Source organism: Psychrobacter aquimaris (genome assembly GCF_016107525.1).
GTDB classification, from domain to species: Bacteria; Pseudomonadota; Gammaproteobacteria; order Pseudomonadales; family Moraxellaceae; genus Psychrobacter; species Psychrobacter aquimaris.
Map to the genome: position 1 here is coordinate 23,881 of NZ_JABASR010000012.1, position 21,189 is coordinate 45,069.

A 21,189-nucleotide genomic window follows, 5' to 3' on the forward strand; every position below is an offset into this window, starting at 1 on the left:
CTCAAAACTCGGTATACTTGACAGTATACTCAAAGTGCATGGATTAGGATAGATTCATAGGACAGTATGGAACGCCAGATACAACAAAGCCCCTGATATCAGGGGCTTTAGCTGCTCTATAAGATAGTATAGGACTATGTAATGGTACCCGGAGCCGGACTTGAACCGGCACGCTATTACTAGCGAGGGATTTTAAATCCCTTGTGTCTACCAATTTCACCACCCGGGCAAAACTTGTATAATCTAAAAGTAAGCTTTCTACTTGTTAGATAGTGGTCGCTATTATAAGCATTTATATTAATAAAGCAAGCTAAAATTAATATAATATGAATAAAATTTTAACCTAAATAATTGGAGGCTGAGGTCGGAATCGAACCGGCGTTAACGGAGTTGCAGTCCGCTGCATGACCACTCTGCCACCCAGCCAATCAAGGATGCCTATATTAGCAAAAATAATTTAAATTACAAGTTATTTTTTAGCTAAATGTCACTTATCTGCTAAGTTATTGCTATTTGACCATAAGTTAGCGATTATTTAAAGCATCATTAGGTCAGGTGGAGCCATTATCAAGCTTAAAACTCAGTGATGGTTTGTTAAAATACATTACCTGATGTAATGTGCTAAACAATATCTTGATTATTGCGTTGTGCGTTTTTGATATCGCGATAGGTTGCGGTACAAATTAATATCAGCACGCCAAGCGTAATCGCTGGCCAAATTAAAATATACAATCCATAGATAAAGACGTTATCCATAATATCTCCTTTATAGTATTTTGTCGCAGTGTATGGTAGGTCGGTTTTATTGAGCTATTACAGACTGACCCACCATGATTCGTATAAGACAGTTTTAATTTAAGATCCTTTAAATTTTGATTGGCGATGAGGTTTTTGGATTTTCATCATAGTCGCCAACCCGCTGTTTAATGAGGTCAAAGTCAAAGTGCTCGTCTCCCATGAGGCTGACTACTACACAGACGATGGTACTGGCACCGTAAGCCGTCAATGAGGCGAGTAAGACCATATATTGACGTAGGAAGCCAGTAGCAAAGATTAACATTAGTATCAGCGTGATAGCGGCAGCTACCATACCTATTTTACGACCTAAGAAACCAAAAACCATCAGACCAATGACCACAGCCGCACCAACACTGGCCAATATCTCAAAGAATAATGCGGTGAAGCCAGTAATGGGTATTAGCTCAAAGCGGGCAACGCAGAATAATAAAAGCCCGACGATCACAGCTGAGGTAAATGCCACATTGGTTACGCGATTCCAGAAGACGCTAGCAATGACAGGGAAGACAATGGCGCCCCATAATGCGCCAACGAAGACCAGCATCACTAAAATATCGAGCTTAAAGCTGGCAAAAATTAATCCAGCAGCTGTGGCAATAATCATCGTGCCACGACCAACGAGCATCATGGTTTTTGGTTTGACGCGACCTTTAGCGATATTTTTACCGTAGACATCGGCCATCATAATCGTCGATAGCGCCGATAAATCTGAATCCGCGGTCGATGATAATGAACCAATTACTAATATGAAAAATAGTGCGATAAATACAGGATGTAAGTAGGTGCTGACCATTTGCGGGATTAAGTTATTCATATTGCCATCAAGTGGTTCGATGCCGATAGTCACCGCCATTAATCCAATCATACCAAGCCCAATGACAATACCAGCGTAGCCGACTGTGGCAGTGATAAAGGTCGCTTTAATCTTGGTTTTATCAATCGCAAATAAGCGCTGGGTAATGGTTTGGTTGCCAATAGCATAGGCTAGAACCGCGACAAAATACGGTGCACCTTGCTGAAAGAAGGCTTCAGAGGAAAAGAAATCCTGCTGCTCTAACGTCAGGTTAGAGAGTCCGTCGACCATAACTGAAGGGCCACCCATGGAAAACAGTACCGCTGGAATAATGACAACACCAATCGCCATCAAGGCGACCAATTGAGCAAAGTCAGTAAAGACCGAGGCACGAAAGCCTGACGTTAAGGTATAACTTAGCACACCAATACCCGCGATCATTACCCCTGTTTGAAACGATAACGGTGATAAGACTGAAACCAAGGCGCCCGCGGCAGTAAAGTTGACCATCAAGCTAATTAAGCTGCCCATAATATTGGATATGGCTAAAATTAATTGGCTTGATGATCCGTGGCGGGCGTGGATAAGTTCACCTAAGGTATGACCATTTGGAGCCAATTCACGAAAACGCATACCAAAAGGGTAAATGAATAAAATCATCAAGGCACCCCAAAAGCCATAATGTATTGGACCTGATACTCCGTATTTATAGCCAGAGGTAGCAGCCGCATAAAATGATGCCGCCCAAATCCAAGTGGCGGTCATACTGGCTGCACCCATACCGAAGCCCACGCCGTGACCTGCGACCATAAAACCAGAAGTCGTTTCTTTATCCTTTTTAATCAATAAAGAGAGTAGATAGGTGCCACCATAAAATGCTAATAACAATAAAATAATAGTTAATGATGAAAATTGGAACAATGACTCAGTTTTCAAACTCAGACCTCGCAATTGTTTGTTGATAAATAAAGTTCAGTAGAAACGAAAGATACCAAACCATTAGGAATACAGCACAGCCTACATCACCCTAATACTGAGCGAATGTATGTGGCTAATATAAATAGCGAAAATTCCAACTGTAGTGGTAAGCAAGTGCTAAGTGTCATGCCGCTGTTTGATGACTCACATAGTGTTAAATCAAAAAGACAGGTGCTACTCTCGATAGGCATCAGTTAATGGATAAACCATGATGCTATTAATAAGCATACACAAAGGTAGCTGAGTACTAGAGAAGGCCCATATGATGAGCGTCTATAGCAAAATTACGAATAAGCACTAAGCCATGATTGCATGACCCGAACTCGATTTAGACAGCCTTATCAGCTGTAATAAGCAATAGGTAAGAGGTTTCTACTTAACCATTGCGATTGATGTGTTACTTAGAGACATTAATAAATAAAATTAAATATTTGTTAAGCCTATGTAACATATTTGCGCGCTAATAGTAACCTATTATGTCGGCAACCTCAAACTTTATCCAATATTCGCTAGATAAGGTTTAGTGAGGACATAGAGAGAGTTGTATAGAACGAACAAATGAGATTTTAGAAGATAGGCTTTTAGAGGGGATACATTCGGGTTAGTAACAATGGCTATGTCACTATTTTTTAAATCACAATGATGTATGTTTGGTTGAAGTTTTCATTAAACAGTTGTAGGTGATTGCTCTTAACAGAAAAGTTGCCGTAGAGTGCTAGAGGTCTGGATAATTTGTATAGTAAGTGACTCTGTTATCACGCAAAAAACCTGCCAATCCTAAACCATAACGCTCAGCAACCTTTACCGCGGTACTAGTAGGCGCAGACATACCAACCAACCAAGGTATGCGACCACGAATGGATTTTTGTACCAGCTCTATTGAGAGACGTGAGGTCATAAGCACACAGCTAACCTCTACCCTTTGGCGCAGTTGCCAACCGATCAGCTTATCAAGCGCATTATGGCGTCCTACATCTTCGAATAGATATAACTGCTGATTGTACATCGTCGCAGCGGCGTGTACGGCACCGGTTAATTGATGTGTGTGCTGTGCAGTATCGACTTGCTGCCGTATTGCTAATAGATAATCAAGGCTTGGTGTATCTGCTTTTTGCCTGTTTTGACGATATATACTCAAGTCAGGCAGCGCTTGTGTCAGTCCAGTGATGCCGCACATACCACAACCTGTACGCCCTGCTAGCTGACGTTTTTGTGCTTGGATACGCTGATGGCAACGCTGGTTTAGTACTAGCTCCACCACATAAATGTCATAATCTTGCAGTGACGACAAGCTTTGTTCAAATGCTGAAAATTCAAGACTTTCATTCGTAGAATCCTTTATAAACGAGTCCTGCATAAATGAATCTTGCGTGAACTTTTGATAATCTGCAATATCATTCAGTTGGGTAACTTCCCAATCCAGCAGCTCATGGCTATGTTGAATTAAGCCCTCACTAAACAAAAAGCCGACGGCTAAATACTCTAACTGGTGAGGGCTTGCCATCAATACTGCATAGTGAATACCATTGATAACGATAGCAACCGCAGCTTCCACTGCTAAGCTAGCAGATTGACACTCAATACTGATTTGATGAATATTGGTCTGCGCAATACTAGTCTTAGCAGCATGGGTCTCAGCAATATTGTTATGGTCATATTTATCTGACGGATAATGATGCTTTTGCGCCCAGTGATTACGCGCAAGCGGTGTTGCAGATGACTCTAGAGTTTCTGAGGTCTTATTTGTTAGGCTATTTACCAAGAATTGATCGCTATATTTTGCGTCACTTTCAGTATCACTTTGGGTAATCATAATACCTCGTTATATCGTATGGTCATTGCCAAAGTTATTGTTCCTTTTAAATATAGCCATTACTTAAGCATCAGCTCGTTGCTGACTGAGCCTGATCGGTCGTACTAGCATTTGCCTCAACACGTTGCAAAACAACGGTCGTCGATTTATACGCTGGTATGTGAGAGTCTGGTGCATACGTGTCTAAATCAAATAAGTCATTACATTCAGGATAATAAGTTGCGACCGCGTTGGCGGCGATATCCATCTCAGTCAATACTAAAGGCCCTAGCATGCGTGGCTGATCTAAATTGTCTGTGCCTTTCAAGTTAACTGTGCTGGCATGGCGGGATACCATCACTCTGTCACCTGCTTGCCAACCCAAACGAGTCATTTCATCTGGATGCATAAGCAACACATCGCGGCGATTGGTTTGGCGATAGCGATCTTCAAACCCAAAGATCATGGTGTTAAACTGGTCATGGCTACGGACACTGGTCAATTGCCAAACCTTTTGCGTTGTATTCTCACTATCATCCATGCCCTTAGCGTCTGCCATTTGTGCGGCGACGTAAGTAATTGGGTATTGTGGTACTTCAAACTGCGCTTTGCCACTGTCGGTATTCCACACACGATGACGCGCAGGATGATATAAGTGAAAGCCACGCTCAGCTGCGCGAATACGCTGATTAAAGTCTTCAAAACCGTCAATCGCTTGGGTGATATAATCACGAACGATGTCAAAGTCTTCACTCATCGCTTGCCAAGGAATGGACGAATCAGCACCAAGCACGTGAGTGGCAATATCTGCCACAATTTGTGCTTCAGATTTCAGCGTATCGCTGACAGGCTTCAGGTTGCCTCGAGTGGGTACAATCTGACACATGGAGTCTTCAATCGTCGCAAACTGTTCACCTTTGGCGGTGATAATACGTTCGGTGCGACCTAGGCAAGGTAAAATCAGATTGTTCGCGCCCGGATACAGCATAGTTTCATTCAGCTTGGTGCCGACGAAAATATTAAGCTGAGTGGTTGTCAAAGCTTGTTGAATAGCAGTGGTATCTGGTGCTGCAACGGCATAATTTCCACCCATACCCATAAAGACTTTTAGCTTACCGGCAATCAATGCTTTCGCACCAGAGACCACATCAAAACCGTTTTCTTGCGGCATCGGACGTTCAAAAACGCGCTCAAGGCTGTCGAGTAGCTTTTGTGCAGGGCGCTCATGGATGCCCATGGTGCGGTCGCCCTGTACGTTAGAGTGACCACGAACGGGAGACGCGCCTGCGCCATCAATACCAATCATACCCATCAATAGTAATAGGTTGGTAATCATCGCTACGTTGTCGTCGCCTTGGACGTGCTGAGTTATGCCCATACCCCACGTGCAAATGGTCGCAGGACTTGCCGCTACCAATTTTGCAATATTAATGATTTCCTCTTTACTGATACCAGACCCGCGTTCCACATCCGGCCATGATTGTTGGCGAAGCCACGCGTCGAGTACCTCATATCCTGAGGTATGCTCATCGATAAAGTTTTGATTGATTTTATTATTTTTAGTCAGCCACTTAGCGATACCTGTTAATAGTGCTGCATCGCCGCCGATCTGAATTTGAAGGACCTCATCGACCATCTCATCACTTTGACCAGCTGCCATATGCGTGGGCTTTTGCGGGTTTCTAAATTTACGTAAGCCTTGTTCGCGCATAGGGTTGATTGAGAGGATTCGACAGCCTTGCTCGTGAGCATGAGCAAGCATTTCAAGCATGCGCGGATGATTGGTCGCAGGATTTTGTCCAAACATCAATATCAGTTTGGCTTGCTCAAAGTCTTCCAATTTCACGGTCGCTTTGCCAATACCTAGTTGTCTACCTAGCATTACCGACGTTGGTTCGTGACACATATTGGAGCAATCTGGTAAATTATTGGTGCCAAAACAGCGCACAAACAGCTGATACATAAAGGCTGGCTCGTTAGTCACACGGCCTGAGGTATAAAATAGCGCCTCGTCTGGCGAATCAAGCTGTCTTAACTGCTCAGCGATACATTGATAAGCGGCGTCCCAAGAAATCGGTAAGTAGCGGTCTTGTGCGGCATCATAGTATAAAGGCTCTGATAAGCGACCACTGTGCTCAAGCTCATAACCCGACCACGCTTGTAGTTCGGTGATGCTATGTCGCGCAAAAAACCGAGCATCGGCTTTTTTTGTCATGGTCTCACTGGCGATGACTTTGATGCCATTTTCACAGACATCAATGGCTTTATGTGACTTATGATCTGGCCAAGCGCAGCCGGGACAGTCAAATCCTCCATGAGGCTGATTGCTTTTGAATACACTCAAACCGCCTCGCAAAAAAGTTTGATAGTCCATCAGTTTACGAGTAGAGGAAATCAGCGCAGGCCAACCGGCAGCAGGATGGGAGTAGACAGGAATTTTGCGCATGACAAACCTCATAGTAAATGGCGGTAGCTAACTTTGATATACAACAACTATATAATGATGAGTAAGAAGTTTGTAGAAGCATTAACTATAGATAACAAAAAAACCTTTAAGAAAAATGTATTTTCTCAAAGGTTTGTCGTGTAAATGCTTACTCACAAGAGAGCGTAGAATGACGTCTTCTTAAGTGAAGTCCTCTTAAGTAAGCTCTTCATAAATGCCATCTTCTTAATATGTCAGTAACGCGTGTCTTTAGGTTTTTTACCATTTGGCCAATCATTGATCTTACCAGCAAAGTCAGGTCGCGGCTGATGAGTAAAGAAATGCGCCACATCGACGGCATCTTGATCGCTCAGCACATTGCCATGACCCCATAGCCCTTTGGTCTGAATACCCATCGGCATGTTGTATTTTACAAAGGCCGCTGCCTTATAAGTACGCGCCATACCAGCACCTATATTAAAGGACTCATCGCCCCATAGTGGTGGGAAGACGATATCGCCGCGACTGTCTTTGAGGCCTTCGCCATTATCACCATGACAGGTCGCGCATTGAACTTTATAAATTTGTTCGCCGCGGACAGGGTCTGGAATCAATGACTCATCGATTTTACCCGCATTTTGGATATCGACCTTTTGCTCTTTTGGTGTATTTTGCGACAGCCATTTCATATAAGCCAACATTGCCAGCATTTCAGGTGACTCAGGTTTTAACGGTTTGCCATTCATTGAGCGCTGGAAGCAGCCATTAATACGTTTGGTTAAATCGACTTCCTTACCAGATCGTGGCATCACGCGCGGATAGAAATTATAACTATTGATGTACGGATCACCCAGTGGAATTTTACCTTGTGAAATATGGCAGCTGTTACAGTTCATTTGCGCGCCCACATGCTCTGGCAGTAAGCGCTTGGTTTCGTTTAATAAGCGTTTACCATAAAATATCTCATCAGCATTTGGCTCATCCAAGATAGCAGTATTTTGCGGCAGCACATAAGTACCGATATCTTCGTTGGCATCATCAGCGGTGACTAAGCCGTACTCAGGCGCATTTTGCTCGACAGGCTCGGGCTGTGAGCAACCACTACTGATAGCAGCGACACTGAGCACTGAAGCAGTAAGGATAGCAGTGGTTAGGTTGCTCATATTGATTTTTTGAGAGATAACGCTAGCAATAGTAGGCAAGTTGAGTGGAGATTTTTTCATTATTTTGCTCCTTTTGTTTGCGCATCAATACTTAAGTCTGGGGCGATATCCGTACTGGTTTTTGGTTTTTTGGCGAGGAAAGCCCGCATTTTTACCACATCATTGATATCGATTTCGGGTGCTTGGTTGGTCCAGCTATTACGGACATAGTTGACCACTTCTGCCACATCCGCATCGCTAAGATTGCTGAATTCAGGCATAGTAAACGCCATACGATCATGTGGGGTTTCAGGCATACGACCACCGCTCAAGGTAATCTGTAGTACCGAATCGGCATTGTTAGAATAAACCGCACTATTGCCATCAAGCGCTGGGAAAATACGCGCGACTCCTTTACCATCGACACGATGACAAACTTGGCAATATTCGGCGTACAAAATCGAACCGCGCGAATCATAGTCGCCATCTAGTAGTTTTTGCGTGGTGATGTCTTTTTTCGCAGGCAGTGTGGCTTCTTTGTTTGGTGCTGGTGTTAACGTTTTAAGATACGATGACATGGCGTTGATATCGTAGTCGGTCATATACTGGGTGCTATGCTCAACCACTTCGGCCATGGCACCAAAGGCAGCAGTGGTATCAGTACGTCCGGTTTTAAAGAAATCATTTAGTTCTGAAACTGTCCAAGTGCCAAGTCCGCGATGCTCACCGCGGATACTTTTGGCGCGCCAACCATCGATGATGGCACCGCTCAAATACTTGTTAGAATCTGCATTACTTAGAGCGATTTCTTGAAAGCCAATACCGCGCCCAGTGTGACAAGAGCCGCAGTGCCCAGGACCTTCGATTAAGTATTGACCACGAGTCAATAGGGCGTTGTCAGTTTCAGGGACAAAGTCACGCTTGCGATCAAATAAGACCTGCCAGTATGCCAAGGGCCAGCGCCAGTTTGCTATGGGGGGTAGCTCGCTTTTTAGATTGGCTTGTTTAACGGCTTTTACATCGGACATAAAGAAGGCGTACATAGCGGCTAAGTCTTCGTCTGGCATGAGCTGGTAAGATGGGTACGGCATAGCAGGGTATAAGGCTTTATTATCACTGCGTACCCCATGTTTAACGGCGTTTTTAAAGTCGTCGAAACTATAGTTGCCGATGCCAGTCTCTTTATCGGGTGTGATATTGGTTGAATAAATTGCCCCAAGTGGCGTTAGCATAGGCAGGCCGCCCGCATAAGTCTCGCCATCGAGTGTGGTATGACACGCGACACAATCAGCGGTGCGTGCGATATATTCACCCTGCTTGATGAGAGCAGGATCAGTGATATTGACCTCGATATCGCTACTGTTGGTGCGCATATTTGGCAGTAATTGCCCAATAATAAAGGCAACCACCAGCCCGATGATGGCTGCTATTATTATAATCAGTGGCCACTTTTTCATAAGCCCGCCCTCCATAAGATATTTTTACCAAGCTTATAATTCATCACTCATATTTCATGAGGCGTATTAATTATCCTTATTGAAATCGAATATTTGTGATTTAAGCTCAGCGAATTAAAAGTTACACGACTGTCATCTAGTATAGGGTAGCGGGTAATATTGTGATATTGTGGAAAACCACATTATAATTAAGGTTTTTACTTATAATGTGCGTTTGCTAGGTCAAATATAAGGCTAGGTGTATGCATAAAAAGTCTAAAATTTGGGCTGCTTTAAAGACTTGTTTTATTATCGTTTTAGCCTCGGCTGCTTGGTTACCGCTATCTAAGGCAACCGCCCAGACTTACTATTTGGGTGTGCTGGCACCTCAAGGCGAGACAGCCGCGCAAAATCGCTGGCAGCCGTGGCTTGATCAGCTTAATGATCAGTTATCAAATGACACCGTGATATTGGTACCCTTGGCGCTGGAGAATTGGCAACAGCAAATAGAAGCACAGCAGTTTGCGCTAGTGCTTGGCCCGCAAGTACAGTTTATAAAAATGAATACCATCAGGTGGCGCTGGCTGGCTACCTTACAAACAGATACGGCTCAATTAAATAGCAATGCGCAAAACGCTCGTGATAAAAGATTTAGTAATCAAGGATTTGATGCTGAGGGTTTTAATGGGCAAAAATCGCAAAATCAGCTTTCGACGACAGTCACCCTAGCCAATGAATTTAATAAACTAAATGAACATACGCCATTAAAACAGCCCAGTGCGATGGAAGAGGTCGCCAGTGCTTTATGGGTTGCTGCCGACAGTGATATTTATCATTTGCAGGATCTAGAGCAACGTCATATTGCTGCTGTCGACACTGACGCGTTTGGCGGTTATTTATTGGGCGCACATTTATTACAGCAAAATGGCATCACGCCAAATCATTACCAAACACAGTTTGTCAGTTATCCGATAGAGCGTACTTTGCATGCCTTGGCTAGTGGCAAAGTAGATGCCGCTATTACGCCGCTTTGTCTGATGGAGGAGATGGCAAGGCGCGGTCAAATAAATGACAAGCAGTACCGTCTGATTCATCCAGTGGCTACCGTATCGAACTGCCATTCTTCAACAAAAATATACCCAAATTGGACATTGGCAGCGACCGAGCAAGCGCCAGATGCTTTGGTGCGCCAGATCAATCAAAATTTATTTGGCAAGAGTCAAGCAGAGCAGCGTTGGCTGCCAGCAGAATCGAGTAGTGATGCTGAGCGCATCCTTTATGAGATGAATCGCCATCCCGCCCAAAAGCAGTTGAGTGCGCATATGATCGACTGGATAAAGGCGCATCGATTATGGATGGCTGTGATTATTTTGGTTATCCTGATATCGACAGTAAATTATGCTTGGATGAGCTGGCTGGCATGGCGGCGGCAAAAAAAGATAGTGCGGCAAAATAGACTAATCCGTGATTATGATCAGCAGTTACACCAATCAGAGCGCTTTGCGGTCATCGGTGAGATGAGCGGTGCTATCGCTCATGAAGTCAATCAACCGCTAGCAACCATTCAAAATTATGCGCAAGGGTTATTGATACGTAGTCAACAAGCGCAGTCATCCAAAAAGACGGTCGAGGCAGCGTCACCTGATAATGCAGCGACAGAGAATGCTCTGCAGCAGATTGTATATGAAACAGAACGCGTCGCTGCTGTGGTGACTAATATCCGCCGCTGGGCTGGACGGTCGCAAGCAAATGAAACTCGTGTCGATATCGCAGCCACCTATCAACAGTGTATCCTATTATTGGGTGAGCAAGCAGCAGGTATCAATTTTTGGCTGGCAAGTGATTATCAGCATTTAACCTTGCCAAATTTACTATTAGATCAGTTACTGATAAATAGCATAACCAATGCTGCGCAGCAAGGAGCGACCCATATCATGCTACGCTGTCAGGCAGAGGAGTATAATAATAAGCAATGGTTGGTATTGCATCTAAGCGATGATGCTGGCGGCTTTGACCAAGCCCAGCTGAATGGGTGGCACCTACCAGAGAGCCTACCCAGTCAATATGCTATTCGGTCTACAAAAGCAGATGGCCTAGGATTAGGGCTGATGATATGTCAGCGTTTATGCAAGTCACAGGGCGGTATGGTGCAGCTAAACAATATTGATGCCGAACATGAAGTTGAGAAAGTTTATCAAGTAGCGAGTAATGAGCCGCGACGCTTTAAACGTACCTTAAATGGTAAAATCCAGCTGCTACAAACCAATGCTAACTATCAGCTGTCAAACACGGTGGGCGCACAAATATCTTTCTATCTGCCATTATCTTTAGCGAATAATAACGACAAACTTTAATGAATATCAATAATGTATTTAGCCATAAGGTCACATATGACGTCTAATCAACATTCAAATGAGCCTACGTGCTGGCAAGATAAAAACAGTCATCTGTCTGACGATTCATCAGGCATTACGCCAGAATCGCTTATCATTCATATCATTGATGACGAAGAAAGTGTGCGCATGTCCTGTGATTTTTTGATTAGCAGCTTAGGGCTGTCAACCCAAGTGTGGGCAAGTGCGCTGACTTTTTTACAACAAGTCAGTATCTATCGCCCAGCAGTGATAGTTAGTGATTTGATGATGCCAGAGATGAGTGGTCAAGCGCTACAAGTGCATCTCAGTAAACATGATAGTCCCATAGCGCTAATAGCATTAACCGGAAATGGCGAGATTGCTGATGCTGTCAATATGCTCAAACAAGGTGCGGCTGATTATCTGGAAAAACCGATTAATAGCCGCCGTCTACAAGAAGCACTTGTGCGTGCGCAAGAGCTCTCTCTAAAACGCGCCAAACTTTATGATATTAAAAAGCTCTATGCACAGCTGACTGATAAAGAAAAGCAGGTTGCCAATGAATTGTTAGAAGGTAATCTGAATAAAAATATCGCTGACCATTTAGACGTTTCCGTCCGTACGGTAGAGGTGCATCGTTCACAAGTGATGAAAAAAATGCAGTCACAACATGTCAGTGAGTTGATTCAAAAGCTGGTTATGCTTGATGCTTAAAAATTAAAACAGTCGTATCAAATAAAGTAGTCATAAAAAAACGCCTGCTATTAAACAGACGTTCTATTTTTTCAAGAGTTGAAGAATTTTGCTAAGTTATTTAACTCAATATCAAGCTATCATCTTCGACTTTTTCGCCGCGAGTTTGCTCAAACATATCAAGTAAGTCATGTACAGTCATGCCCTGACGTTTATCGCCAGCCACATCTAACACCACTTGTCCTTGATGTAACATCACCGTTCTGGTGCCATGTGCCAATGCCTGCTGCATTGAGTGTGTGACCATCATGGTAGTGAGCTGGTTGTCCGTCACAATCTTATCGGTCAGTTCTAAAACAAAGGCAGCAGTTTTAGGGTCAAGGGCAGCAGTGTGCTCATCAAGCAATAGAATTTTAGAAGGTTGTAGTGAAGCCATCAGCAGACTCACTGCCTGACGCTGACCGCCAGATAACAGACCCATACGGTCGGTCAGACGATTTTCTAGACCCAGTTTTAATACTGATAATTTTTCGCGAAATAAATCACGGTTATTTTGGTTTAATGCAAAGCTCAAACCACGTTTGCCGCCGCGCTTATAAGCCAGCGCCATGTTTTCTTCAATGGTTAATGCCTCACAAGTCCCCGCCATCGGATCTTGGAAGACACGAGCCACCCAATGGGCGCGTTGGTGCGCGGTCTTTTTGGTGACATCAATGCCATTTAATAAGATTGAACCACTATCGACGCGCGTGGTACCACTGACCGCATTTAAAAAGGTTGATTTACCCGCGCCATTGGTACCGATGACGGTGACAAATTCACCATCAGCGATATTGAGGTTGATACCGCGTAGGGCAGGGTTTTCAATGGGCGTTCCAGGATTAAAGGTCAACCGCAAATCTGTAGCTTGCATCATAATAATTATTCCTTATGGTTGCACATTGACATTAAGCCCGAACTTTACGACTTAAAAATTTATTTTTAGCTTTTGGCAATACCAAGGCAAATACGACGAGTAGCGCTGTAATCAAGTTTAAATCTTGCGGGCCAAAGCCGATACTACGTAGCGTATCGCTCGATAGCGCTACCTGAATAAATAGCTTGTACAGCACCGCACCGACAACCACAGCAAAGGTAATCAGCCAAATACGCTTGGCAGGAATGATGGTTTCACCGATGATGACCGCTGCCAGACCAATGACAATGGTGCCGATACCGATCGAGATATCTGCGCCACCTTGGGTCTGCACAAACAATGCACCTGCTAAAGCAATCAAACCGTTAGAAATCGCCATACCAATGATGGTCATCCATGAGGTATTGATGCCTTGCGCCTGTGCCATTCTGAGGTTAGAGCCCGTCGCCCGCATCGAAAGACCCGTTTCGGTACTATAAAACCAGTTTAAAAATAACATGGCCAGTAGCACGACGAGACCAATAATCAGGCAGCGCATCCAATAGCCGTTGCCATCAGTGACCAAGGTGCTAAAGACCGTGGTTTCACCCAATAATGGCAAGTTCGGCGCACCCATAATCCGCAAGTTGATAGAATATAGTGCGACCATCACCAAGATACTGGCAAGCAATTGCAGGATGCCAAGTTTGACGTGTAGCCATGCCGTGACAATACCAGCGACTGAACCTGCCAACATACCAAAAGCACAGGCAAGCCATGGGTTGATACCAGCGATGATAGAAATACCAGCGACAGCGCCACCTAGTGGAAAACTACCGTCAGCGGTCAAGTCGGGGAAGTCGAGGGTGCGAAATGAGATCAGCACACCAAGTGCTACTAGGCCATAAATCAGACCGCTTTCAAGTGCACCAAAAAAAGCAATTAAAGACATAAGAGATCAATAAGTCATAACCAAGCGTTTAGCAACTAACGTTTTAGTATTAATTCATAGAATAAATGCGCGATATAGACCAGCGCTGTCTCATCTATACGTTAATTTTAGCTAAACGACTAAGCGGTGAATTTAACAGATTAAACAATCTGCGGTTAGGGTAAACCAAAACATGTCACGATCAACAGCTATCATAAGCTACCTTGGTTCAAAGCTTTGATTAAAAATAGGGCAAATTTAGAAACGATGCAAATAGTTTATATTTAATCAATGTTGTTTAAATAAGAAGCCCAGCCTACTGATTCATAGCTGGGTTTCTGATGTTAAACATTTAGTCTCATCGCATAAAGGTAGATGACAGCTGACACCAAATTCATCAAACTCGGCATTTACCTTACGATAGCTGTAATGAGCTAACTGTAAAAGTGCGTTATTCTACCACTTCTTTTGCTTTATCGATAACCGCTTGTGACAAAGTAATGCCTTCTTCTTTGGCATGCTTTGGACTAACGTATAGATCCAACATTTGCGGAGTATAGACAGGAATAGCCCCTGCTTTTTCACCATTTAAAATACGTACAACGATTTTGCCTGTTTCGCGACCGAGCTCGTAGTAATTCACGCCCAATGCGGCAACTGCACCACGCTCAACTGAGCTGGTGTCAGACGCAATCAGTGGGATTTTACTCTCTTTAGCGACTTGATATAGTGATTCGTAAGCCGATACGACGTTATTATCGGTTGAGGTATAGATCATATCAACCTTACCTTCGAGACTACGTGCTGCCATCGCAATATCAGTACTACGCTGGGCAGGCGCTTCGAGTACATTGATACCTAGTGGTGTCAGTTTCTCTTTCAGGTTTTTTAAGATAATCGTTGAGTTGACTTCGCCTGGGCTATAAACATAGCCGACATTTTTTAGACTAGGAATGATTTGACGCATCAATTCAATTTGTGGCTCATAAGGGAGTGCATCAGAGCCGCCAGTGACATTGGTGCCAGAGCCATCTAGTTTTGTCACTAGTTTAGCGGCAACTGGGTCAGTAACTGCTGAAAATACTAAAGGAATACTGCTAGTGGCAGCAGCTACAGACTGCGCTGATGGAGTACCAATCGCAACGATAACGTCTGAATTGTCTGCGACGAATTGCTTAGCAATCTGACCCGCAGTGGCCGTGTTCCCCTGTGCGCTTTGGAAATTAACCGTTAAGTTTTCACCATCTTTAAAACCAGCTTCATTAAGCTCGTCGATAACGCCCTTACGGACGTCATCAAGCGCTGGATGTTCGACGATAGCTGTAATGGCAACGGTCTTCATCGCTGTGGCTGCATCGCCAGTAGCAGCTGCATCAGTGGTGCTGGTATCTTGTGCTGATTGATTGCAGCCCGTCAAGATAGCAGTACAAACGCCACCTAATAATAGTGCTTTGCTAAAGTTAAAATGACCAAAACGATTCTGATACAACATGGGTCTCACTCCTGAAAATAATAATGTGTCCGTACATTATTTAATAGATGGATAAAGGGTAAAGCAGCTATCTATATAGAGAGCTAAAATATCATGAGCTAAAGATTATTTGCTGGCGTTTTGCGCTTTTTGATCGACATTAATAGCATTTTTTAGCAGCTCATCAGTCAGGCTTACGCCTTGTTCAGCCGCATGTTTTGGGCTTGCATATAAGGTTAAGGTATTCATCACTTCAGGCTTAATCGTATTGACTGCTTCACCATTGAGCACACGATACACCATTTTGCCTGTGGTACGACCAAAGTCATAATCATTGACACCAAGTGCAGCCGTGGCACCGCGTCTTACGCTAAATTCGTCTGAGGCAATGACGGGGATATCAAGCTCATTGGCAGCACCTGCCATCGCTTCAAAGGCGGATACAACGTTGTTGTCTAGTGAGGTATAAATCACATCAACGCGACCAGCAAGGCTACGAGTCGCCATGGCCACATCTGTCGGGCGATTGGCGGTTACGTCTAATATTTTAAGTCCACGTGCAGGCGCGGCTTTTTTAAGTTGATTGAGTACCACCACCGAATTGACCTCACCTGGGCTATAAACATAACCAATGGTTTTTGCATTGGGCACAATTTTTTGAATATTGTCCAATTGCGGCTCGATAGGTAGCTCACTAGACAGTCCTGTCACATTAGATTGGATAGGCACATTGTTTTCGTTAATGAGCTTGGCCGCTACAGGGTCTGAGATAGCCGTATAAATAACCGGAACCGTCTTAGTTGACGCAACGATAGACTGAGCTGATGGCGTTGAGATTGCCACGATGGCATCTGGGTTGTCTCCTGCAAACTGCTTAGCAATCTGACCTGCTGTCGCTGTATTGCCTTGAGCACTTTGAAAATTAATGGTTAGATTTTGGCCTTCAACATAGCCATTATCTGCCAACTCATCAATAATGCCGCGGCGCATCGCATCTAGCGAAGGATGTTCGACAATTTGCGTGATGGCTAATGTCTTAGCAGGCTTATCAGAATCTGCAGCAGTACTTGTATCTGTCGTTGCGGCAGTGTCGTTCGTGTTTGAGCAGCCAATTAATCCAAGCGCGGCGCTCATAGCAGCACCGAATAGGCTGAAGCGTAAAGTAGTAGCAAAGGTCATTTTATTGGGGCTCATAGGTTAGAGAGTGCAGGTTACCCGAGTCAATGTTATGTGCATACTGAGATAACGGGCTAACATCAAAGTAATCAATCCATTGATCATTACGTTCATATTATGACAGTAATGTAACTTATGGCAATAAGAAATTAAAACGTGTTTGTCATTGTCTCTATTAAGGAGGAAATAAGTCGATTTTTGTCGATATTATTGTTTTTGTGATGACTGGTTTTTATTATTTACTGTCTATGGATTTTGGATAATAAAAAAGATGCCATAGGGGCATCTTTTTTATTTAATAAGCGCTGCTAGGGCGTGTTCTCATTTTTATCACCATTTAGGTGCTTTCGTTCAGATTGAGGGCATGCCTTAGTTCAGATAACCTATTTTAAGTAAATCTATCTTAGGCTAGCACATCACCAATAACGCAGTTGTCAGGTAAAGTAACCACCGTCAGCTGGGTTTTTGGATTGCCAGTTGATAGCACCATACCTTCTGAGACACCAAATTTCATCTTGCGCGGGGCAAGATTGGTGACGCAAATCACTTTTTTATCAAGCAATTGCTCCGGCTCATAAAACTTACGGATACCGCTGAACACATTGCGCGGCTTATCTTCGCCAACATCCAAGGTAAATTGTAAAAGCTTATCTGCGCCTTCGACATGGTTGCAGGCCAAAACGTGTGCCACTTTCATCTCGACTTTGGCAAAATCTTCAATATCAATATAGTCAGTTTGCTCGGCATCTGTCGCTGCTGGCGATGCATTTTTGGCCGCTGACTTACTGTCTTTGGTCGTGGTAGGCGCATCGGCTTGCGTCAATGACGCTTTAGAGTCTTCTACCATCGCTTCAATATCTTTTTCTTCAATACGCTGCATTAAAGGTTTGAATTTATTAATTTTATGACCAAGTAGAAATTGATTGCGGCTAGCAAAGCTTAGATCGTCAATGTTCAAGAATTCTTTGGCATTGGCTGTCAGCTCGGGTAGCACTGGTGCAAGATAAACCATCAATTGACGGAAAATATTAATAGCGACTGAGCAGACATCTTGAACTTCTTGTTCAGTACCTTCTTGTTTCGCGAGTGACCACGGTTTTTTGGCATCGATATATTCGTTGGCTTTGTCGGCACATTGCATGATGAGACGCATGGCACGCGAGAACTCACGATTTTCGTAAGCGGCAGCAATTTCATCGCCCGTTTTGGTAATGTCTTCCAGTAGCTCTGACTCTACGCAAACCTCTGACAGCATGCCGTCGTATTTCTTCACTAAGAACCCAGCGCTGCGACTGGCGATATTGACGACTTTACCAACCAAGTCAGAGTTGACCTTTTGCATGAAGTCATTTAGGTCAAAATTAATATCTTCGACTTTGTCAGACAATTTGCTGGCGAAGTAATAGCGAAGATATTCAGGGTGCAAGTGCTCTGCGTAAGTTTTGGCATTAATGAAAGTGCCGCGTGACTTACTCATTTTTTCGCCATTGACCATCAAGAAGCCGTGGGCAAAAACACCGGTTGGCGTGCGTAACTCACTACCAGCTAGCATCGCAGGCCAAAACAACGCATGGAAGTAAACGATGTCTTTACCAATGAAGTGATAGACCTCGGTTTTGTGCTCGTTTTCTTGTGCCCAATAACGGTCAAAATCAAGCGCTTCGTCTGTATCCGCACGCTTATCGCAAAGGTTTTTAAAGCTTGCCATGTAACCGACCGGCGCATCAAGCCAAACATAAAAATATTTGTCTGGCTCGTCGCTTGGGGTATCTGGAATTTGAAAGCCGAAATAGGGCGCATCACGCGAAATGTCCCAGCTGGCTAGTCCAGAGTCGAACCATTCTTGTAGCTTGTTGGCGACCGAGGTTTGTAGACGGTTGTCACTACGTGTCCAATCCTGTAAAAACTGCTCAAACTCTGGCAGATCAAAGAAATAGTGTTTGGAGGTTTTTAGTATTGGTGTTGCGCCTGAAATAGTTGAGCGCGGATTTTTTAATTCTACGGCATTATAAGTTGTGCTACAAACCTCACAGTTATCGCCATATTGATCTTGCGCACCGCATTCCGGGCATTCTCCTTTGACAAAGCGATCCGCTAAAAACAATTGCTTTTCAGGATCAAATAGCTGCTCAACGTCTTTCGTGCTGATATGGCCAGCATCATTAAGACGACGATAGATCAGCTCAGAAAACTGTTTATTTTCCTCTGAATGCGTAGTGTGATAATTATCATAATTAATCAAGAACTTCGAAAAATCCGCTTCGTGTGAGGCTTTTACCGCTGCAATTTGCTCCTCTGGCGTCACGCCATTGGCTTCTGCTTTGAGCATAATGCCAGTGCCATGAGCATCGTCCGCGCACACATAAGTGACTTTATGGCTTTGTGCTTTCATCGCACGTACCCAAATGTCAGTTTGAATATGCTCTAAAAGATGCCCCAAATGGATGTCTCCATTGGCGTAGGGCAGCGCACTGGTTACTAGAATCTCACGCACAAAATCACCTATATTTTTATATAAACGGGTTAGTTATCAAATGTCCTAAGCGGTTTATGCTTATTGGACACGATATTATCAAGACCAAAAATTTCCAAAAATAAGAAAAATTCAAAAAGTGTGCCTATGATACCGTAATTCAGATAATTTTGTGATATTCCTTAGTAATTAATACAGTAACTAATAAAGCGCTTAACTCTATACGGTATATAGAGTATCACTCAATTCTGAGAGATAAATAGTCAGTTGTATTTAGAAGTGATAATGAGAAAGAGTCCATAAAAAACCCACTAAGCAAGTTGCCGAGTGGGTTTTTATTTACGTATTATCCGCTTAGGTATTCATAGTCGATACTGATAAATGATTCAAATTCTAATGCCTCCTAGAATGAGCCAAACATCGTCCCTAAAGTGATAACGGCGACCACAGCAATGAGTGGAATCACCATCGTGACCATGGCGACGTTTAGATAAGACTGTTTATGGGTCAAACCACAAATCGCGAGTAAGGTGATGACCGCACCACTGTGTGGCAAGGTATCCAGACCACCCGCTGCCATCACAGCAACACGGTGCATGAGTTCTGGGTCAATACCCGCTGCGAGCGCCATTCTTAAATAGTCTGCACCCAACGTCGAGAGGGCAATACTTAAACCACCAGACGATGAGCCAGTAATACCAGCTAACGTGGTCATCGCGACGGCTTCCGAAATTAAAGGATTATCAGGTGTTAGATTTAAAATGCTGTCACGAATGATAAGAAAGCCTGCCAGCGAGGCGATAACCGCGCCGTATCCTACTTCTGAGGCGGTGTTAAAAATCGGCAACATTGAATCATAAGTACCACGGTTGATGGTTTTTTGTAGGTTATTCCAATGACCGATACGCAGCACAATTAAAACGATACAAGCCACGACTAACGAGATGATAATTGACCATAAACCCAGTGAGCCTGCGATATTCAGCTCTGGAAATTGGGTTTGCAAGCCGCTAAAATCCATTGATGGAAAGACAGCGTAAGTTAATACAGCATTTAAACCAATGACCAGTATCAGCGGAATCATAGCAATAGTAAATGAGGTATGATGCGTACTGAGCGTGTCATTTTCTTTTTTGATTGCGCCAACGCCTCCTACATCTTCTTCGTCATGCTGACCATAGCCTTCACCTGCGGCATTGGCTTTTCTGGCTCGTGACTGTAGCCACAACCAACCACAGATGAACATGATGGTACCGCCAATAATACCCAAGATAGGCGCGGCAAAGACATTGGTATTATAGTAAGGAATCGGAATGGCATTTTGAATGGCAGGCGTACCTGGCAATGCTGTCATCGTAAACGTAAACGACCCTAGAGCAATTGCTGCTGGAATCAAGCGTTTTGGAACATCAGCCGCCTTAAACAAGTCTTTGGCGATGGGATAAATGGCAAAGGCCACAACAAACAACGATACGCCGCCGTAGGTCAAAATGGCACAGACCAAAATCACCGCGAGTATGGCTTTGCTAGCACCGAGCTTTGCGACGACGGTATTGGCAATTGCGGTCGCCGCACCAGAGTCTGCCATCAAACGCCCAAATAGTGCACCCAGCAAGAATATAGGGAAAAACTTAAGTAAAAATCCACTTAGCGCCCCCATAAAAACATCAGTATAGACAGGAATTGTGCTTAAAAAATCACCTGACAGTAAGACTGCTAATGTCGCCATAATCGGTGCTAATATCAGCACGGAATAACCGCGATAAGCAAAAAACATCAATAATAATAAAGTAATGACAATAGCAAAGGTACTAAACATGATCGCCCTCCTT

Annotated in this window: 14 protein-coding genes and 2 tRNA genes; 2 read left to right on the plus strand and 14 right to left on the minus strand. The window is 43.9% G+C overall.

Annotation, left to right across the window (positions count from 1 at the left end):
- Positions 1–142 precede the first annotated feature (142 nt).
- The 8 genes from JFC10_RS11195 to JFC10_RS11225 form a co-directional block, all read right to left on the minus strand.
- Positions 143–229: transfer RNA gene (locus JFC10_RS11195), tRNA-Leu, on the minus strand.
- Positions 230–352: 123 nt separating this feature from the next.
- A tRNA-Cys gene (locus JFC10_RS11200) sits at positions 353–426 on the minus strand.
- Positions 427–621: 195 nt separating this feature from the next.
- Complete coding sequence (locus tag JFC10_RS14910; protein WP_226914643.1) at positions 622–756, minus strand: putative transporter small subunit; 135 nt, start codon at positions 754–756, stop codon at positions 622–624.
- A 109-nt stretch (positions 757–865) separates the two neighbouring features.
- Positions 866–2,512 carry a sodium:solute symporter family protein gene (locus tag JFC10_RS11205; RefSeq protein ID WP_198332926.1) on the minus strand — a complete coding sequence of 549 codons (1,647 nt, stop codon included), beginning with the start codon at positions 2,510–2,512 and terminating at the stop codon, positions 866–868.
- A 772-nt stretch (positions 2,513–3,284) separates the two neighbouring features.
- Positions 3,285–4,382 carry a formate dehydrogenase accessory sulfurtransferase FdhD gene (locus JFC10_RS11210; protein WP_198332870.1) on the minus strand — a complete coding sequence of 366 codons (1,098 nt, stop codon included), beginning with the start codon at positions 4,380–4,382 and terminating at the stop codon, positions 3,285–3,287.
- 70 nt (positions 4,383–4,452) lie between these two features.
- On the minus strand, positions 4,453–6,807 hold the full coding sequence (locus tag JFC10_RS11215) for an FdhF/YdeP family oxidoreductase (RefSeq protein ID WP_198332871.1): 2,355 nt from the start codon (positions 6,805–6,807) through the stop codon (positions 4,453–4,455).
- Positions 6,808–7,040: 233 nt separating this feature from the next.
- Complete coding sequence (locus JFC10_RS11220; RefSeq protein WP_198332872.1) at positions 7,041–8,009, minus strand: c-type cytochrome; 969 nt, start codon at positions 8,007–8,009, stop codon at positions 7,041–7,043.
- Complete coding sequence (locus JFC10_RS11225) at positions 8,009–9,385, minus strand: cytochrome c (protein WP_227685829.1); 1,377 nt, start codon at positions 9,383–9,385, stop codon at positions 8,009–8,011. Before JFC10_RS11225 ends, JFC10_RS11220 begins: the two co-directional genes overlap by 1 nt.
- Before the next feature lie 242 nt (positions 9,386–9,627).
- Here JFC10_RS11225 and JFC10_RS11230 point away from each other — a divergent pair, with 242 nt between their 5' ends.
- The gene (locus JFC10_RS11230) at positions 9,628–11,718 is read left to right on the plus strand and encodes a PhnD/SsuA/transferrin family substrate-binding protein (RefSeq protein WP_198332874.1); all 2,091 of its coding nucleotides are present in this window, start codon (positions 9,628–9,630) and stop codon (positions 11,716–11,718) included.
- A 36-nt stretch (positions 11,719–11,754) separates the two neighbouring features.
- Positions 11,755–12,432 (plus strand): response regulator transcription factor, encoded by a 678-nt coding sequence (locus JFC10_RS11235; protein ID WP_198332875.1) that lies wholly within the window; start codon positions 11,755–11,757, stop codon positions 12,430–12,432.
- Positions 12,433–12,532: 100 nt separating this feature from the next.
- On the opposite strand, the gene JFC10_RS11240 is transcribed toward JFC10_RS11235, so the two are convergent.
- The 6 genes from JFC10_RS11240 to JFC10_RS11265 form a co-directional block, all read right to left on the minus strand.
- On the minus strand, positions 12,533–13,327 hold the full coding sequence (locus tag JFC10_RS11240; RefSeq protein WP_045446787.1) for an ABC transporter ATP-binding protein: 795 nt from the start codon (positions 13,325–13,327) through the stop codon (positions 12,533–12,535).
- A gap of 31 nt (positions 13,328–13,358) precedes the next feature.
- Entirely contained in the window at positions 13,359–14,258 is a 900-nt protein-coding gene (locus JFC10_RS11245) for an ABC transporter permease (protein ID WP_198332876.1), read from the minus strand.
- A 430-nt stretch (positions 14,259–14,688) separates the two neighbouring features.
- A complete protein-coding gene (locus tag JFC10_RS11250) occupies positions 14,689–15,729 on the minus strand; it encodes an ABC transporter substrate-binding protein (protein ID WP_045455214.1) in 1,041 nt (346 codons plus the stop codon).
- 105 nt (positions 15,730–15,834) lie between these two features.
- Positions 15,835–16,887 carry an ABC transporter substrate-binding protein gene (locus JFC10_RS11255; RefSeq protein WP_198332877.1) on the minus strand — a complete coding sequence of 351 codons (1,053 nt, stop codon included), beginning with the start codon at positions 16,885–16,887 and terminating at the stop codon, positions 15,835–15,837.
- A gap of 400 nt (positions 16,888–17,287) precedes the next feature.
- Positions 17,288–19,378: a methionine--tRNA ligase gene (metG, locus tag JFC10_RS11260; RefSeq protein ID WP_198332878.1), complete on the minus strand. Its 2,091-nt coding sequence runs from the start codon at positions 19,376–19,378 to the stop codon at positions 17,288–17,290.
- A gap of 382 nt (positions 19,379–19,760) precedes the next feature.
- Positions 19,761–21,176, minus strand: coding sequence for a GntP family permease (locus tag JFC10_RS11265; protein ID WP_198332879.1), 1,416 nt, complete (start codon positions 21,174–21,176; stop codon positions 19,761–19,763).
- Between the last annotated feature and the right edge of the window lie 13 nt (positions 21,177–21,189).

Excerpts from the sequence above, each read along its gene's own strand:
- JFC10_RS11265 (WP_198332879.1), bottom strand. The coding sequence starts at position 21,176 with ATGTTTAGTACCTTTGCTATTGTCATTACTTTATTATTATTGATGTTT.
- JFC10_RS14910 (WP_226914643.1), bottom strand. The coding sequence starts at position 756 with ATGGATAACGTCTTTATCTATGGATTGTATATTTTAATTTGGCCAGCG.
- JFC10_RS11235 (WP_198332875.1), top strand. The coding sequence starts at position 11,755 with ATGACGTCTAATCAACATTCAAATGAGCCTACGTGCTGGCAAGATAAA.
- JFC10_RS11230 (WP_198332874.1), top strand. The coding sequence starts at position 9,628 with ATGCATAAAAAGTCTAAAATTTGGGCTGCTTTAAAGACTTGTTTTATT.
- JFC10_RS11210 (WP_198332870.1), bottom strand. The coding sequence starts at position 4,382 with ATGATTACCCAAAGTGATACTGAAAGTGACGCAAAATATAGCGATCAA.
- JFC10_RS11220 (WP_198332872.1), bottom strand. The coding sequence starts at position 8,009 with ATGAAAAAATCTCCACTCAACTTGCCTACTATTGCTAGCGTTATCTCT.
- JFC10_RS11225 (WP_227685829.1), bottom strand. The coding sequence starts at position 9,385 with ATGAAAAAGTGGCCACTGATTATAATAATAGCAGCCATCATCGGGCTG.
- JFC10_RS11255 (WP_198332877.1), bottom strand. The coding sequence starts at position 16,887 with ATGACCTTTGCTACTACTTTACGCTTCAGCCTATTCGGTGCTGCTATG.
- JFC10_RS11240 (WP_045446787.1), bottom strand. The coding sequence starts at position 13,327 with ATGATGCAAGCTACAGATTTGCGGTTGACCTTTAATCCTGGAACGCCC.
- JFC10_RS11245 (WP_198332876.1), bottom strand. The coding sequence starts at position 14,258 with ATGTCTTTAATTGCTTTTTTTGGTGCACTTGAAAGCGGTCTGATTTAT.
- JFC10_RS11215 (WP_198332871.1), bottom strand. The coding sequence starts at position 6,807 with ATGCGCAAAATTCCTGTCTACTCCCATCCTGCTGCCGGTTGGCCTGCG.
- JFC10_RS11250 (WP_045455214.1), bottom strand. The coding sequence starts at position 15,729 with ATGTTGTATCAGAATCGTTTTGGTCATTTTAACTTTAGCAAAGCACTA.